The sequence below is a fragment of the Streptomyces sediminimaris genome, assembly GCF_047049295.1.
GTDB classification, from domain to species: domain Bacteria; phylum Actinomycetota; class Actinomycetes; order Streptomycetales; family Streptomycetaceae; genus Streptomyces; species Streptomyces sediminimaris.
Map to the genome: position 1 here is coordinate 1,095,308 of NZ_JBJWOT010000001.1, position 16,064 is coordinate 1,111,371.

General features: G+C 73.5%; 12 protein-coding genes. 9 read left to right on the plus strand and 3 right to left on the minus strand.

Going from position 1 to position 16,064, the window contains the following annotated elements; translation table 11 throughout:
* Nucleotides 1-39: 39 nt before the first annotated feature.
* Nucleotides 40-1,095, minus strand: coding sequence for an acyl-CoA desaturase (locus ACJ9NR_RS05055; protein ID WP_412489542.1), 1,056 nt, complete (start codon nucleotides 1,093-1,095; stop codon nucleotides 40-42).
* A gap of 305 nt (nucleotides 1,096-1,400) precedes the next feature.
* On the opposite strand from ACJ9NR_RS05055, the gene ACJ9NR_RS05060 reads away from it, so the two are divergent.
* Together ACJ9NR_RS05060 and ACJ9NR_RS05065 are read left to right on the plus strand one after the other, a co-directional pair.
* The gene (locus ACJ9NR_RS05060) at nucleotides 1,401-4,274 is read left to right on the plus strand and encodes an SCO1167/SCO6262 family helicase (RefSeq protein ID WP_412489541.1); all 2,874 of its coding nucleotides are present in this window, start codon (nucleotides 1,401-1,403) and stop codon (nucleotides 4,272-4,274) included.
* Complete coding sequence (locus ACJ9NR_RS05065; protein ID WP_412489540.1) at nucleotides 4,271-5,536, plus strand: SWIM zinc finger family protein; 1,266 nt, start codon at nucleotides 4,271-4,273, stop codon at nucleotides 5,534-5,536. Before ACJ9NR_RS05060 ends, ACJ9NR_RS05065 begins: the two co-directional genes overlap by 4 nt.
* Before the next feature lie 85 nt (nucleotides 5,537-5,621).
* Here the strand turns inward: ACJ9NR_RS05065 and ACJ9NR_RS05070 are convergent, their stop codons facing one another.
* On the minus strand, nucleotides 5,622-6,176 hold the full coding sequence (locus tag ACJ9NR_RS05070) for a hypothetical protein (RefSeq protein ID WP_412489539.1): 555 nt from the start codon (nucleotides 6,174-6,176) through the stop codon (nucleotides 5,622-5,624).
* A gap of 182 nt (nucleotides 6,177-6,358) precedes the next feature.
* Complete coding sequence (gene xylA, locus ACJ9NR_RS05075) at nucleotides 6,359-7,525, minus strand: xylose isomerase (protein WP_412489538.1); 1,167 nt, start codon at nucleotides 7,523-7,525, stop codon at nucleotides 6,359-6,361.
* A 160-nt stretch (nucleotides 7,526-7,685) separates the two neighbouring features.
* Between xylA and xylB the strand changes: the two genes are divergently transcribed.
* From xylB to ACJ9NR_RS05110, 7 genes are all read left to right on the plus strand, one after another.
* Nucleotides 7,686-9,131, plus strand: a complete 1,446-nt coding sequence (xylB, locus tag ACJ9NR_RS05080) for a xylulokinase (RefSeq protein ID WP_412489537.1) — start codon at nucleotides 7,686-7,688, stop codon at nucleotides 9,129-9,131.
* 10 nt (nucleotides 9,132-9,141) lie between these two features.
* Nucleotides 9,142-10,350: an ROK family protein gene (locus ACJ9NR_RS05085; protein ID WP_412489536.1), complete on the plus strand. Its 1,209-nt coding sequence runs from the start codon at nucleotides 9,142-9,144 to the stop codon at nucleotides 10,348-10,350.
* A gap of 328 nt (nucleotides 10,351-10,678) precedes the next feature.
* The gene (locus tag ACJ9NR_RS05090; protein ID WP_412489535.1) at nucleotides 10,679-11,221 is read left to right on the plus strand and encodes a heme-binding beta-barrel domain-containing protein; all 543 of its coding nucleotides are present in this window, start codon (nucleotides 10,679-10,681) and stop codon (nucleotides 11,219-11,221) included.
* 180 nt (nucleotides 11,222-11,401) lie between these two features.
* Nucleotides 11,402-12,886, plus strand: coding sequence for an APC family permease (locus ACJ9NR_RS05095; protein WP_412489534.1), 1,485 nt, complete (start codon nucleotides 11,402-11,404; stop codon nucleotides 12,884-12,886).
* The gene (locus ACJ9NR_RS05100) at nucleotides 12,883-13,896 is read left to right on the plus strand and encodes an acetamidase/formamidase family protein (protein WP_412489533.1); all 1,014 of its coding nucleotides are present in this window, start codon (nucleotides 12,883-12,885) and stop codon (nucleotides 13,894-13,896) included. The genes ACJ9NR_RS05095 and ACJ9NR_RS05100 overlap by 4 nt, the downstream gene beginning before the upstream one ends.
* Nucleotides 13,897-14,011: 115 nt before the next feature.
* Nucleotides 14,012-14,611 carry an N-acetylmuramoyl-L-alanine amidase gene (locus ACJ9NR_RS05105; RefSeq protein ID WP_412489532.1) on the plus strand — a complete coding sequence of 200 codons (600 nt, stop codon included), beginning with the start codon at nucleotides 14,012-14,014 and terminating at the stop codon, nucleotides 14,609-14,611.
* 141 nt (nucleotides 14,612-14,752) lie between these two features.
* Nucleotides 14,753-16,048, plus strand: coding sequence for a GAF domain-containing protein (locus tag ACJ9NR_RS05110; protein ID WP_412489531.1), 1,296 nt, complete (start codon nucleotides 14,753-14,755; stop codon nucleotides 16,046-16,048).
* Nucleotides 16,049-16,064: the final 16 nt, after the last annotated feature.

A 16,064-nucleotide genomic window follows, 5' to 3' on the forward strand; every position in this document is an offset into this window, starting at 1 on the left:
CACGCGACCCCGACTCATCCCTGAGAGCCCGCCACCGGGTCATTCGGCCCTCAGCGGCTCTCCCACCTCGTGCAGATGACGCAGTGCCTGCCGGTAGGAGTCGACGAGCCCCGTCTCCGCATAGGAGATACCCAACTCCAGGCAGTATGCGCGCACCAGTGGCTGGGCGAGACGGAGATGGGGCCGGGGCATGCTGGGGAAGAGGTGATGCTCGATCTGGTAGTTGAGGCCACCGAGGAACCAGTCGGTCAGGACACCGCCACGGATGTTGCGCGAGGTCAGGACCTGCCGGCGCAGATGGCCCCATCGTTCGCCGTCCGGATCGGGCATCTCCATGCCCTTGTGGTTGGGGGCGAAGGCCAGCCCCAGGTGCAGGCCGAACAGCGCGTGATGCAGGGCGGCGAACACGAGCGCCTTGGCCGGGGACAGCGAGGTGAGCAGCAAGGCCGCGTAGGCGGCGGCATGGATCACGAGCAGCAGGCCCTCCAGCGCTCGCTCCCGGGGAGACTGCCGGCGCAGGTCCTGAAAGCCGTGCACCTTCAGGGCGACGCCCTCGAGAAGGGTGAGCGGGAAGAAGAGCCACGCCTGGTTGCGGGTCAGCCAGCGCCTGAATCCGGACCGCCCCCTGGCCTGCTCACCGGTGAACACCAGGACGTCGGCGACGACGTCGGGATCCTTGTCGATGTGGTTGGGATTGGCGTGATGACGGTTGTGCTTGTCGTTCCACCAGGCGTAGCTCATCCCCAGGAACAGGTTGCCGTGGATCAGGCCGATCATCCGGGCGGCCGGCTTGCCGGTGGTGATCTGGGAGTGGCCGGCGTCGTGGCCTATGAAGGCCGTGCGCGCGCAGAACACCGCCAGCAGCGGAGCCAGCAGAAGTGACCACCAGGAGTCGCCGACGAGGACGACGCCCGTGACGGTGGCGGCCAGCGCGAGAGCGTTGGTGGCGATGCGGAGGGCGTACCAGAGCGGGCGCCGTCGCAGGAGACCCCGGCCCCGGACCACGCGCAGGAGGGGTGCGAACTCGCTTCCACCGGGCGGGGCGTCGCGGGCTTTCCGCGGCGATTCGGCTACGGCTGTGGTGAGCTCGGGCATGTCCGGTCTCCGGCTTCTCGGGCAACGGGCTGACCTGAGCAAACGTACGAATCGACGACCTTCGGAGGCCATGACGCCACCCCCCGGGAAGGGCCGGGGGCCAGCCTGTGGCGCGCAGGGGGGCTGGCAGCACCCCCAGGGCCCGGCCCCCGGGGCCGGGCCCCCGGCGGCGGGCCATCGGCGACGGGCCATCGGCGACGGGCCATCGGCGACGGCGGTCCGTGCGACCGCCCATCACGGGCCTCGTTGTTGTACCCTCGGCGGCCCGGACGCTCAGTAGTCAAATTTGAGGAGTGCGCTTCGCTGTGCATACGTTCCCCGCGGCAACGCCCTCCGACGTCTCGGAGGTCCCCGGCCTCGCCCGCTGCTGCGCCGTCTTCCTGCCCGGCGATCCCGCTCGCACCGGCCGGGTCGCGTTCTGGCGGCCCGACGGCGGCGTCCCTGCGTCCGTCGCGGCCGGATCCGTCGAGGATCTCGGCGTCGTGCTGCCCCGCGGCGACCGTGACGGCCGCGTCGACGTGGTCGAGGTCGCCGCGGCCCTGCTGCCGGTGCGGGCCGCGCTGCCGCTCCTCACGCGTGCGCGCACCGACGCGGACGGACACCGGAGCGCCGTCTTCTGGGGCGCGGCCGGCCTGCTGGCCCTGCAGTTCGTGGCGCGCGGGCTGCTGCTGCCCGGGCTCTCCCCTTCCGATCACGACGCCTGGCGCGTCGGTCCGCTGCCCCTGGAGGACATCGAGCGCGTGCGTCGACTGGCCGCCTCGATGCCGCCGGAGGCGCACGCCGTGCCGCTGGCTGCCACCGGGCCGCCACGGCTGCCCGAACCGGAGCGGCTGCTGCGCGCCTTCCTGGACGCGGTGGCCGACTCCCTCCCCCGGTCCCCGGCGGCCTTCCTGGTGACGGGCGGGCCTGCCTACGCGGCGCCGGAGCCGCTGCACATGCCCGAACAGCGCGCGTGGGCCGCCGATGTCGCCGCGGGTCACGACGCGGGCGTACGGCTGTCGCTGCGGATCGAGGTGCCCGGCCTCGCCGACGCGGGGCAGGACGACGCCGCGGTGCGGTTCCGGGCCGTGCCGCAGATGCACAGCGTGCACGACCCGGCGCTCGTGGCGGACGCCTCCGAGGTCTGGGGCGACTCGGGAGGCGGAGGTTTCGGACCACCCGCGCGCGTGGAGGCCCTGCTCGCGCTGCGCCGGGCGGCCCGCTCCTGGCCGGCGTTGACGCCACTGCTGGCACAGAGCGTGCCGGACGCCGTCGAACTCGCCGACGAGGAGGTCACCGAGCTCCTCGGACAGGGCGCTCGGGCCCTCGCCGAGGCCGGGATCGACGTGCACTGGCCGAAGGAGCTGTTCCGGACGCTGACCGCCCGCGCCGTGATCGGTCCGCCGGGCGGGGAGCCGGCGGACGCAGCAGCCGCCCCGGACACCCCCGCGTTCCTGTCCGCCGACGCGCTGCTCGCCTTCGACTGGCGTTTCGCGCTGGGCGACGAGCAGCTCACGCGCGAGGAACTGGACCGCCTCGCCGAGGCCGGCCGGCCGGTCGTGCGCCTGCGCGGCCGCTGGGTCCTGGTCGATCCCCGGGAGGTGCACCGGGCCCGAGCCCGGCGGGACCGGAAGATCAGCCCCGTGGAAGCGCTCGGCGCCGCGCTGACGGGCTCCGCGGAGGTCGACGGCCATCGGGTCGACGTGGACCCCGGGGGGTGGCTGGCGGCCCTCGGAGAGCGGCTCGCGTCCCCCGAGGCGCAGGAGCCGGTCGCCCAGCCGGACGGCCTCGCGGCCACGCTGCGGGACTACCAGCGACGTGGCCTGAACTGGCTGGCCCGGATGACGTCACTGGGCCTCGGCTGCTGCCTGGCCGACGACATGGGCCTCGGCAAGACGATCACCCTGATCGCGCTCCATCTGCACCGGCAGGGCGACGCGCCGACGGCCGGTCCCACGCTCGTCGTGTGCCCGACGTCGCTGATGGGCAACTGGCAGCGCGAGATCGAGAGGTTCGCCCCCGGCACACCCGTACGCCGCTTCCACGGAGCGCGGCGCGACCTGGACGCCGTGGCCGACGGGGAGTTCGTGCTCACCACGTACGGGACGATGCGCCTCGACGCCCCCAGGCTCGCCGAGGTGTCCTGGGGCATGGTCGTGGCCGACGAGGCACAGCACGTCAAGAACCCGTACGCGGCGACGGCGCGCCAGCTGCGCTCCATCGGGGCACGCGCGCGCGTGGCGCTGACCGGCACCCCGGTGGAGAACAACCTGTCGGAGCTGTGGGCGATCCTCGACTGGACGACACCGGGCCTGCTGGGCCGGCTCGACACCTTCCGCACACGGTACGCACAGGCCGTCGAGGGCGGTCAGGACCCGGCCGCCGCGGAACGGCTCGCCCGTCTGGTGGGGCCGTTCCTGCTGCGGCGCCGCAAGTCGGACCCGGGGATCGCACCGGAGCTGCCCCCGAAGACCGAGACCGACCGCGCGGTGTCCCTGACCAAGGAGCAGGCCGGACTGTACGAGGCGGTGGTGCGCGAGACACTGGCGGAGATCTCGGGTGCCGGCAGCATGGCGCGGCGCGGGCTGATCATGAAGCTGCTGACGGCCCTGAAGCAAATCTGCAACCACCCGGCGCAGTTCCTCAAGGAGGAACGGCCGCGCGTCGCGGGCCGGTCGGGGAAGCTGGAACTGCTGGACGAACTGCTCGACACCATCCTCTCCGAGGGGGCGAGCGTTCTGGTCTTCACACAGTACGCGCGCATGGGGCGCATCATCGAAGGCCATCTGACGGCTCGCGGCATCGGCTCGCAGTTCCTGCACGGCGGGACACCCGTGGCCGAGCGCGAGGCCATGGTGCGGCGGTTCCAGGACGGTGAAGTCCCCGTGCTGGTGCTGTCGTTGAAGGCCGCGGGAACGGGGCTGAACCTGACGCGAGCCGAGCACGTCGTGCACTACGACCGCTGGTGGAACCCCGCTGTCGAAGCGCAGGCCACCGACCGCGCGTACCGCATCGGCCAGTCGCGGCCCGTGCAGGTGCACCGTCTGATCGCGGAGGGAACGATCGAGGACCGCATCGCCGACATGCTCGGACGCAAGCGGGAGCTGGCCGACGCGGTCCTGGGCCAGGGCGAGGCGGCACTCACCGAGCTGACCGACTCGGAGCTGGCCGAATGGGTGGAACTGCGAGGTGGCGCATGACGAAGGACCGGGACACGGAGCGCACGTTCACCGCGCTGCCGCCCGCGGGCGGCCGGGGCTTCGCGGAGACGTGGTGGGGCCGGGCCTGGCTGAGGGCCCTGGAGGAGACCGCGCTCGACTCGCGCCAGCTCGAGGCGGGCCGCAGGCTCGCGCGCGCGGGAGCCGTGGGCGCGGTGTCCGTGCGCCCGGGGCGCATCACCGCCCTGGTCCAGGACCGCGACGGCACGGCGCACCGGGCCGACGTCCTGCTGGCGGAGCTGGACGACGCCCAGTGGGACCGCCTGCTGGACCTGACCACCGAACGGGCCGGCCACGTCGCGGCGCTGCTGGACCGGGACATGCCGCCGCACCTGGTCGAGGACGCGGCGAGCGCGGGCGTCGAACTCCTGCCGGGCATGGGTGATCTGGAGCCGGAGTGCGACTGCGACGCCTGGGACCACTGCGGGCACACGGCAGCCCTGTGCTACCAGGTGGCGCGGCTGCTGGACCGGGACCCGTTCGTGCTGCTGCTGATGCGCGGACGGGGCGAACGCGCCCTGCTCGACGAGGTGGAGGCACGCGGCACCAGGAACGCCGAGGTGCACTCCGGCCCGGAAGGGGTGGATGCCACCGAGGCGTACCGGAGCGGGGACATCATCCCGCCCCTGCCCGACCTCCCCGCACTTCCCCGGGAACCCGGACGGCCGCCGTCCCTGGACACCGAAACACCGCCCGCACCGGGCATCGACCCGGCCGCACTGCGCCATCTGGCCGCCCGGACCGCCGCCGAGGCGCGGCGTCTGCTCGCCCGGGTGCTCCGCGGCGAGCAGGAGCAGCCGTACGCGGAAGCGGCGTCGGCGGTGTCCCAGGATGCCGTGCGGCTCGCGGCGGGAACGCCCGGTCCGGCTGTGGCGGACCGGCTGGCAGCCGGGTCGGGACGAGACCGGGAGGGGCTGGAGCGGGCCACGCGCGCGTGGGACCTCGGAGGCGCCGCCGCGCTGTTCGTCCTTGAGGAGGAGTGGCCCCCCGCGGGCGAGACGCTCGCACGCGCGCGTGCCGCGCTGGAGTCGGCCTGGGAGGAGGACGAACGGCCCTCCCTGCGGGCGAGGGGCAACCGCTGGACGGTCGTCGGCGCACCGGCCCAGCTGCGTCTGGGGCGGGACGGGCGCTGGTGGCCGTACCGGAAGGAGCGGGGCCACTGGGTGCCCGCCGGAGCGGCCTGCGAGGACCCGGCGACGGCTCTGGCCTCACTGGAGCCGGTGCTGGGTCAGGACCCCGGCTGAGGCGTGCGGCCGGGGGGCACCGCGTCCGACCGCCGACACCGCGTCCGACCGCCGACACCGGTCCGGCGGTCACGGCGCTCCGGCGTCACCCAGGGAGGACCAGCGACTCCGACCCGCTCGGCAACTCGCCGGGCAGCTCCGACGGGAGCGTGCCGGGCAGTTCGCCCGGCAGCTCGGTCGGGATGCTCGGCGAGGGCGAGGACGGCCGTCCGGTGGTGGTGGCGCCGCCGGTCCCGGCGGGCGACTTCCCGCCGGGAGAGCCGCCGTTGCCGGAGGCCATCAGGGCGACGGCGACCACAGCCGCGACCGCCACCAGGACGACCAGGCCGACCTGGACGACCAGGACGACCAGGACGAGGACGAGCGGACCGCGCGGCCTCCCGGAGGGTTCCGGCGGCGGCTGCCAACCGTCGTGGCCGCCGTGGGCGGGCGGCTCGTCGCCTCCCGGAGGAGGGCCGAACCCTTCTCCGGTCCCGTGACCTCCTCCTGCTCCGTGTCCGGAGCCGTAATGGCCGTGGTGGCCGTAGTGGCCGTAGTGGCCGTGGTGCGGTCCGGAACCGCCGGGCGGCGGCGTGTCACCCGGCGGTCCGGGCGGCGGAGGCGGTAGGCGTGGCGGAGGCGGTACGCATGGCATGGCCATACCGGCCACGGTCGCCACGCGTCGGGCGCCGGGCGACGCCCGTACGGACGTCGGTACCGGTCCATGCCACGGACCGCACCGTTCCGGAGCATTCCGTACGGGTATCGCTCAGGCCCTACGGGCGTGCCCCACGCGCGCGTGCACTTCGCGCGGACCGCGCGGGCGGGCACGCGCGCGTGCACTCAGCCCCGGGCCCCCAGCAGATGGTCCATGGCCAGCTGGTCGAGGCGCTCGAAGGCCATCCCGGGTGCGGCGGCCGCCTCGACGTCGAACTCCTCGAAGGCGCCGCGGTCGGCGAGCAGTGCCTGCAGCCCGTCCGAGGCCGTCGGCTGGGCGAGCTGGTCCAGGCGCGAGACACGCAGGGCCTCCTGCACCTCCGGATCGGCGCGGAAGGCGGCGGCACGCTCCTTGAGGATCAGGTAGTTGCGCATGCAGCCCGCGGCCGACGCCCACACGCCGTCGAGGTCCTCGGTCCTCGGCGGCTTGAAGTCGAAGTGGCGGGGACCGTCGTAACCGGCGCTCTCCAGGAGGTCGACGAGCCAGAACGCGGCGCGCAGATCGCCGGCGCCGAAGCGCAGGTCCTGGTCGTACTTGATGCCGGACTGGCCGTTGAGGTCGATGTGGAAGAGCTTGCCCGCCCACAGGGCCTGCGCGATGCCGTGCGGGAAGTTCAGTCCGGCCATCTGCTCGTGGCCGACCTCGGGGTTGACGCCGTACATCTCCGGGCGCTCCAGGCGCTCGATGAAGGCGAGCGCGTGGCCGACGGTGGGCAGCAGGATGTCGCCGCGGGGCTCGTTCGGCTTGGGCTCGATGGCGAAACGCAGGTCGTAGCCCTGGGACACCACGTACTCGCCGAGGAGGTCGAAGGCCTCCTTCATGCGGTCGAGGGCGGCGCGGACGTCCTTGGCGGCACCGGACTCGGCGCCCTCGCGGCCGCCCCAGGCGACATAGGTCCTGGCGCCCAGTTCCACCGCGAGGTCGATGTTGCGGATCGTCTTGCGCAGCGCGTAACGGCGCACGTCACGGTCGTTGGCGGTGAACGCGCCGTCCTTGAAGACGGGGTGCGTGAAGAGGTTGGTGGTGGCCATCGGCACGGCCATGCCGGTCGTGTCGAGAGCCTGGCGGAAGCGCTTGATGTGCGATTCGCGCTCGGTCTCGGAGGACCCGAAGGGGATCAGGTCGTCGTCGTGGAAGGTCACACCGTGGGCGCCGAGCTCGCTCAGGCGCTGCACCGTCTCGACCGGGTCGAGGGCACGCCGCGTGGCGTCGCCGAACGGGTCCCTCCCCTGCCAGCCGACGGTCCACAGGCCGAAGGTGAACCTGTCCTCGGGGGTGGGCTGGTAGTTCATGCCGTGGCTCCTTGCTGCTCCGACTTGCTTGCTCCGACTATTTCGTCATGGCAGTTTACAAATTAGTATGCGGACGCACCTCTGGGAAGAGACAAGATGTCTCTGTCAGCACAGAGCCCATGTCTTCGTCCCGTAGAGTCGCGAAAAAAGGGAGATCCCGATGTCAGCTGCCGAAGGTCCGCTCGTCGTCGGCGTGGACACGTCCACCCAGTCCACCAAGGCGCTCGTCGTCGACTCGGCCACCGGGCAGGTCGTCGCGAGCGGTCAGGCACCGCACACCGTCTCCTCCGGGGCGGGCCGCGAGAGCGACCCGCGCCAGTGGTGGGACGCCCTGTGCGAGGCCCTGCGCCAGTGCGGCGACGCGGCTCACGAGGCGGCCGCGGTCTCGATCGGCGGGCAGCAGCACGGCCTAGTCACGCTGGACGAGCGGGGCGAGCCGGTGCGCCCGGCTTTGCTGTGGAACGACGTCCGCTCGGCGCCGCAGGCCCGCCGGCTGGTCGAGGAGCTGGGTGGGCCGAAGGCCTGGGCGGAGCGCACCGGCAGTGTCCCCGGCCCGTCCTTCACGATCACGAAGTGGGCCTGGCTCGCCGAGAACGAGCCGGAGGCGGCGCGCGCGGCCCGGGCGGTGCGCCTGCCCCACGACTACCTCACCGAGCGGCTGACGGGACAGGGCACGACCGACCGCGGTGACGCCTCGGGCACCGGCTGGTGGGCCTCGGGAACGGAGTCCTACGACGACGAGACCCTCGCCCACGTGGGGCTCGACCCCGCCTTGCTGCCCCGCGTCGTCCGGCCCGGCGAGGTGGCGGGCACCGTGCGCGACGGCCACGACCTGCCGTTCTCCAAGGGCACCCTGGTCGCGCCGGGGACCGGTGACAACGCGGCCGCCGCGATGGGGCTCGGGCTGCGGCCCGGCACCCCCGTGCTCAGCCTCGGCACGTCGGGCACGGTGTACGCCGTCACCACGCGACGCCCCGCCGACCCGACCGGCACGGTGGCGGGCTTCGCCGACGCCCGCGGCGACTGGCTGCCGCTGGCCTGCACCCTGAACTGCACGCTCGCCGTCGACCGCGTCGCCGCCCTGCTGGGACGCGACCGCGAGGCCGTCGAACCCGCCACCGGCGTGACGCTCCTGCCCTACCTGGACGGCGAGCGCACGCCGAACCTGCCGAGCGCCTCGGGCCTGCTGCACGGCCTGCGCCACGACACCACGGGCGGCCAGCTCCTGCAGGCCGCCTACGACGGGGCCGTCCACTCCCTGCTCGGCGCGCTCGACCTGGTGCTCGACCAGGACGCGGACCGCTCGGTCCCGCTGCTGCTGATCGGCGGCGGCGCCCGGGGCACGGCCTGGCAGCAGACCGTACGACGGCTCTCGGGCCGCCCTGTGCAGGTCCCTGAGGCGAAGGAACTGGTCGCGTTGGGCGCCGCCGCGCAGGCCGCGGCGCTGCTGACGGGCGAGGACCCGGCCGCGGTCGCCCGGCGCTGGAACACCGCGGCGGGCCCGGTGCTGGAGGCGGTGGAGCGGGACGAGGAGACGCTGGCGAGGATCGCCGGGGTACTCTCCGACGCGGCCCCGCTGCTGGAGCGGAGCACGGAGAGCCGTTGAGGACGGGGGCATGACCGCACCGCTGCACGAGGTCCAGCCGGCCGGCCCGGGACGGGTGCTGCCCGACACCCAGCGCGGCATGCGCCACCGCAATCTCGCGCGCGTGATGCACGCCGTCAGCGCCGAGGGACCGCTCTCCCGCGCCGCCGTCGCCTCGCGCATCGGACTGACCAGGGCAGCTGTGTCGACCCTGGTCGATGAGCTCATACGTTCCGGGCTGCTCGAGGAGCTGGGCCCGGAACGCCCCGGCCGGGTGGGCCGTCCCGGCTCGGCGCTCGCCGTCAGCGGGCGCGGTCCGGCCGGGATCGGCGCCGAAATCGGCGTGGATCACCTCGCCGTCTGCGCGGTCGACCTGCGCGGGCGGGTACGCGCGCGTGCCGTGCGGCACGGCGCGAACCGCGGGCGCTCGCCCGAGCCGGTGCTCGAGGAACTCACCGGACTGGTACGCCGGGTCGTGGCGGAGACGGAGGGCGAGGGGCTGTGGCCCGCGGGACTCGCGGTGGCCGTGCCGGGACTGGTGGCACGCGACGCCCGCACCGTCGTACGCGCTCCCAACCTCGAATGGCACGACACCGACATCGGTGCCGTGCTGCCCGACGACATCCCGCTGACCGTCGACAACGAGGCCAACTTCGGCGCGCTCGCCGAACTGTGGCTCGGCGAGAACACCCCCCGGGACTTCCTGCACGTCTCGGCGGAGATCGGCATCGGCGCGGCGGTCGTCGTTGCCGGTGGGCTGCTGCGCGGGACGCGCGGTTTCGCGGGCGAGCTCGGGCATGTGCCGGTGCGGCCGGAGGGGCCCGCCTGCCCGTGCGGCGGGCGCGGCTGCCTGGAGCAGTACGCCGGTGAGGAGGCGGTGCTGCGCGCCGCCGGCCTGGAGCCGGGCGAGGACCGCGTCGGGCTGCTCGCAGGCCGGGCCGCCGCGGGCGACGAGGACGTACGCAACGCGCTGCGCGACGCGGGCACGGCGCTCGGTATCGCGCTGACCGGGGCGGTCAACCTGCTCGATCCGGAGGGCGTCGTGCTCGGCGGCGCGCTGGCCGGGCTGGCGCCGTGGCTGCTGCCGTCACTGGAGGCCGAGCTGGACCGGCGCACCGCGGGTCCGGCCTGCCCGGTGTCCGTGTCGCGGCTGGGCCCCGAGGGGCCGCTGCTGGGCGCGGCGCACTCGGTGGTGCGGGCGGTGCTGGACGATCCCGCAGCGGTGGGCGCGCGGACCTGAGGGTGGCACGCCTAGCTAGGCTGTCGCCGGACACCAGGACGAGCACACACCGGCGCCGGCACCACCGCCGGCATGAACACCACCATCGGTACGCACACCGCCAACTGCCACCACCGACGCCCTCACCACCACCGGCACACACCGGACCGGCGCCCGCGCCACCACCGGTACACACACCAGACCGGCACCCTCACCACCCACCCACACCAGACCGACACCCGCGCCACCGCCGGTACGGCACCCGCACCCACACCCGCGCTCGCGCCCGAACCCGCACGAGTCCGTCACCTTCCGCACCCGCGACGCACCCGCCCAGAGGAGCACCACCGTGTTCGACCCCGTACCGGCCCACCCCTACCCCGACAGCCACCGGCCCGACACGGCGCCCCCACCGCACGCGCTGCTCGCGCCCGTGCTCGGTCTGCTCGGCACGTGGCAGGGCCGGGGCCAGGGCGAGTACCCGACGCTCGACGCGGACTTCTCGTACGGGCAGGAGGTCACCTTCAGCCACGACGGGCGCCCCTTCCTCCGCTACGAGGCGCGGGCCTGGCTGCTCGACGCCGATGACGTGCCGTTGCGTCCGGCGGCCAGGGAGAGCGGCTGGTGGCGGCTGCAGCCGGACGGACGGGTGGAGGCGCTGATCACCCAGCCCACCGGCACCGCGGAGATCGCGATCGGGTCGGCGGCCGAGGGCACGATCGACCTCTCCGCCCACGAGGTGGCCCTCACCCCCACGGCCAAGCAGGTCGACGCCACCCGCCGCCGCTACACCCTGACCGACAGCGACAGCCTCACGTTCGTCTTCGACATGGCCGCGGTCGGCCGGCCGTTGCAGCACCATCTCTCGGCGAACCTGCGACGCGTGCGGTAGTCCGCGGGGCACCGGCCTCACCCGTACGAGTGGCCGGGTTTTCCACATCCGCCGCCGCGTCCACCGAAGCACGCCGGGCCCTTCTGCCCAACTCGCAAGCGCCGTACCGTGAATCACGCGAGGCGCACCCGTCGAGACGGGCGGCGCCGGGCATGTCGGCGTGGATTGAGGGGGATTCACATGTCGGGGGACGCGGTCGCAGGTCTCAGGCGCGACGCGATCGGGCTGCGCGAGGTCCTGTTCCAGAGCATCACGGCCATGGCGCCGGCCGCCGCGGTCGCCGCTTCCATCCCGTCCGGCGCGGCCTTCGCCGGCGGCAGTCTGCCGCTGGCCGTGCTGATCGCACTGGTGGCCTGTCTGTTCACCGCGTCCTGCGTGGCCGAGCTGGCGCGGGAACTCCCGGCCGCGGGCTCGGTGTCCACCTATGCGGCGCGGGGCCTGCACCCGGCTGTCGGCTTCCTCGTCGGCTGGGGGTACGTGTTCGTGGAGGCGCTGGTGCCGCCACTGCTGCTTCTGCAGCTCGGCTTCACCACGGCGGGCACCCTGCACCAGGAGTGGTCCTCGTATCCGGCGGACCTGTGGTGGCCCTGGGCGCTGGCGGGTGTCGCGATCATCGGGGCCGCCGGGTACTTCGGAGTGCGCGCCTCGGCCCGCTTCGGCACGGTCCTCGGCGTCTTCGAGGTTCTCGTCCTCCTGGTGTTCGCCGTCTGGCTCATCGCCAAGGCGGGCGGCGACAACACCCTGACGGTGTTCGGCACTTCCCACACCGCCCAGGGTTACGAGGGCGTCAGCGGCGTCTTCGCCGGATCGGTGTACACGGTGCTGGCCTTCGCCGGCTTCGAGGCCGCCGCACCGCTCGCCGAGGAGACACGGGACCCGCGCCGGACGATGCACCGCGCGGTTCTCGGCGCGGCCCTCGGTATCGGCCTCTTCTACGTGATCACCACCTACGCCATGACGGTCTACTTCGGGCCGGACCGGTTCGCGAGGTTCGGGGCTTCCGGCGAGGCGTCCTGGGACGGCGTGGCACGGGCGTCGTTCGGCCTGTTCTGGGTGCTGGTCTTCCTGGCCGTGGTGAACTCCACGATCGCCAACGCCAACGCGTGCGCCAACGTCTCCACCCGCACGGCCTTCGCCCTGGCCCGCATCCGCGTCCTGCCGCGCCTCTTCGCCACGCTCCACCCGAGGCACCGCTCCCCCGTCGCCGGTATCGCCGTACAGAGCGCCGTCGCGGTCGGGGCCGCGCTGGGGCTGGGACTGGCCTACGACCCGGTGACGGCCTTCCTGCTCCTCGCGACCGTCATCGTCACGGTGGTGATCGGCGTGTACATCATCGTGAACCTCGCCTGCGCCGGGTACTTCCTGCGCCGTGGACGGGAGAGGTTCGACCCGCTGCGGCATCTGCTGCTGCCCCTGCTCGGCATCGTCGCGTTCGTGCCCGCGCTGCTGACCGCGGCGGGACTGCCCGCCTTCGACTTCGTCACCGAGCTGACGGCCCCGGTGTCGTACGCCGGACCGATCGTCGGGGTGTGGATGGCCGCCGGTGTCGTGGTGCTGCTCGTGCTGATGCGGCGGCATCCCGAGCGCATGGCCGAGACCGCCCGTGTCCACCTCGACGAACCCGCCCTGACCGAACCCGCGCAGAACGGAGCAGCGCAAGCATGAGCGACCCCCGCATCCTGACCGTCCGGCCCCGGCCCGACGAGTACGCCTGGACCTTCGGCGGCGCACCGCCCGTGGCGCGCATCGCGCCCGGCACGGTCCTCGACCTGTACACGGAGGACTGCTTCGCCGGGCGGGTGCGGTCCGAGAAGGACCTGGTGTCCGAGGTGTGCGAGTTTCCCTTCCTCAACCCGCAGACCGGGCCCTTCCACGTCGAGGGCGCCGAACCCGGCGACACGGTCGCCGTGCACTTCGTGTCGATCGAACCGGCCCGCGACTGGGCCGCGTCGACGACCGTCCCCCTGTTCGGGGCGCTCACCTCCACGCACGCCACGGCCACCCTGCAGCCGCCCCTGCCGGAGACCGTGTGGATCTGGCAGCTGGACCGGGCCCGGCGCACGGCGCTGTTCACGGCCCGCGACAGCGGCATCGAGGCCGAGCTGCCCATGGACCCGATGCACGGCACCGTCGGAGTGGCGCCCGCCAATCTCGAGGTCCGCTCGGCCCTGGTGCCCGACGCGCACGGCGGCAACATGGACACCCCGGAGATGCGGGCGGGTGTCACCTGCTACCTCGGGGTCAACGTGGAGGGCGCGTTGCTCAGCCTCGGCGACGGGCACGCGCGCCAGGGGGAGGGCGAGACCTGCGGGGTCGCCGTCGAGTGCGCGATGAACACCGTGGTGATCGTGGAGCTGCTGAAGGGCGTCGCCACACCCTGGCCGCGCATCGAATCGGACACGCACATCGTCTCGACGGGTTCGGCACGCCCGCTCGAGGACGCGTTCCGGATATCGCAGCTGGACCTGGTGCAGTGGCTGGTGCGGGACTACGGCTTCGGCGAACTGGACGCGTACCAGTTCGCGACCCAGGCGGTCGAGTCACCGTTGGCCAATGTCTGCGACACCAACTACACGTGCGTGGCGAAGATCCGCAAGCAGTGGCTGCCGGCGCGCGAGACTCACCGCGGGATGCACGCGCAGCTGCGGGAGATGGCGGCCACCCTGCGGGGCTGAGTGCCGCCTCCGGCGACCGGCCCGCCCGGCCCGTCCCCCGCCGCGCGTGTCAGCCCGGCCCCTCACGGGCCCCTGCCGCACAGACCCCCACCCCCTCACGGAAAGGCACGGCCTCATGCAACGGTCAGGACCGGCCACCAGCAGACGGCGGTTCCTCAAGGGCGCCGCCCTCGCCGCCGTCCCGTACGCGTTACTCCCCGACCCACGGGCCGGGGCGCAGACCCGGGCCGTCGACTACCCCGGCGCCGAGTGGCAGCCGGCCAGCACCTCCAACTACACCCGTTCGAACCGCCCCACGGCCTATCCCATCGACTACGTGGTCATCCACGTCACGCAGGAGACGTACGCCGACGCGCTGTCCATCTTCCAGAACCCGGCGAAGCAGGTGTCCATCCACTATCTGGTCCGGTCGGCCGACGGGCATGTGGCGCAGTGCGTGCGGGAGTCCGACATCGCCTGGCACGCGGGCAACTGGGACTACAACACGCGCAGCATCGGCATCGAGCACGAGGGATGGGTGGACCGGCCCGAGTACTTCACCAACGCCCTGTACGAGCAGTCGGCCGGACTCACCGCGGCGGTCTGCGACACGTACGGAATCCCGAAGGACCGCGCGCACATCATCGGGCACTACGAGGTGCCCGGGACGGACCACACCGACCCCGGGCCCGACTGGGACTGGACGCGCTACATAAGGCTCGTCAACTTCGCCTGACCTCGGCGGCACGGTCCCCCTTCGGGTTGATCGCGGTCGAAACGGTTGTCCGCGCGCGTACTCGGAGTGACGATGTCCCCCAGCCGAATCGCGGCCGCGTCACTGCCGTGTCACTGCCGTACCACTGCCGGGGAGGGCGCCTTGACCGATCCGTGGGTGGCCCTGGAGCCGGGGACCGACCCCGCCGAGCGCATGCGGATGCTGCGCCGCGCGCACGAGATGTTCACCGAGGCCGGGACGGTGCCTCGGCCGGTGCGTTCGGTGGTGGCCGAGTCATGGCGCCGTTCGGCACGGGCCGGCGTGGGGCCCGACGGCACGGCGACCGTGGAGCTCGTCGACGGTGACCTGGGCAGTTATCGGGCGGAGCACCCGCTGGCGCGGGTGATGCCGTTGTTCCGGGAGCTGATGGGGACGTTCGCGGCGGACGGGGAGCATCTGCTCGCGGTGTGCGACGCGCACGGCAGGCTGCTGTGGGTGGAGGGGCATCCGGCGACCCGGCGGCATGCGGGGCTGATGAACTTCGTGCCGGGTGCCCGGTGGTCGGAGACGGCGATGGGGACCAACGCGCCGGGAACGGCGGTCGCGGTCGACCGGCCCGTACAGGTGTTCGCGGCCGAGCACTTCATCCGGCGCGTGCAGCCGTGGACGTGCGCGGCGGCTCCGGTGCACGACCCGCGCACCGGGCGGGTGCTCGGTGCCGTGGACATCACCGGCGGGGACGGGCTCGCGCATCCGCACAGCCTGGGCTTCGTGCAGGCGGTCGCCCGGGCCGCCGAGTCCCAGCTGGCCCTGCTCGCCCCGGAGCGGCCCGCCCGTGACACGCCCGAGCTGAGCGTGCTGGGACGGGACGAGGCGCACCTGCTCACCGGTGGGCGCGGGATCAGACTCAGCCGGCGGCACAGCGAGATCCTCGTGCTGCTGGCCCGGCACCCCGAGGGGCTGACCGGTGACGAGCTGCTGTGCGCGCTGTACGAGGACGAGTCGGTGACGCCGGTGACGCTGCGTGCCGAACTGGCCCGGCTGCGGCGGGTGCTGGGACCCGGGCTGCTGGGCTCGCGGCCGTACCGGCTGACCGTTCCCGTCGAGAGCGATGCCGCCGTCCTGGAGCGGCGGCTGGAGACGGGCGCGGTCACGGCGGCGGCGAGGGCGTACGCGGGACCGTTGCTGCCGGGTTCGCAGGCACCGGCGGTGGTGCGGCTCAGGCGTCGCCTCGCCGACGGCCTCCGTACCGCGCTCATCGCCCGCCGCGATCCCGATCTGCTCTCCGACTGGGCGCACGCGCCCTGGGGCGAGGAGGACCTGGCCATCTGGCAGGCGCTGGCCGCCGTCCGTCCGACGGCGGCGGTCCGGGCCCGTCTGACCGCGCTGGAGGCCGAGTTGGCGGCCCCGGGCGACTGGCCGGGCGACGCGGGGCGCCGGGGTGCCGCGCCTGCGTAGTGCCCCCGGAGCCCGT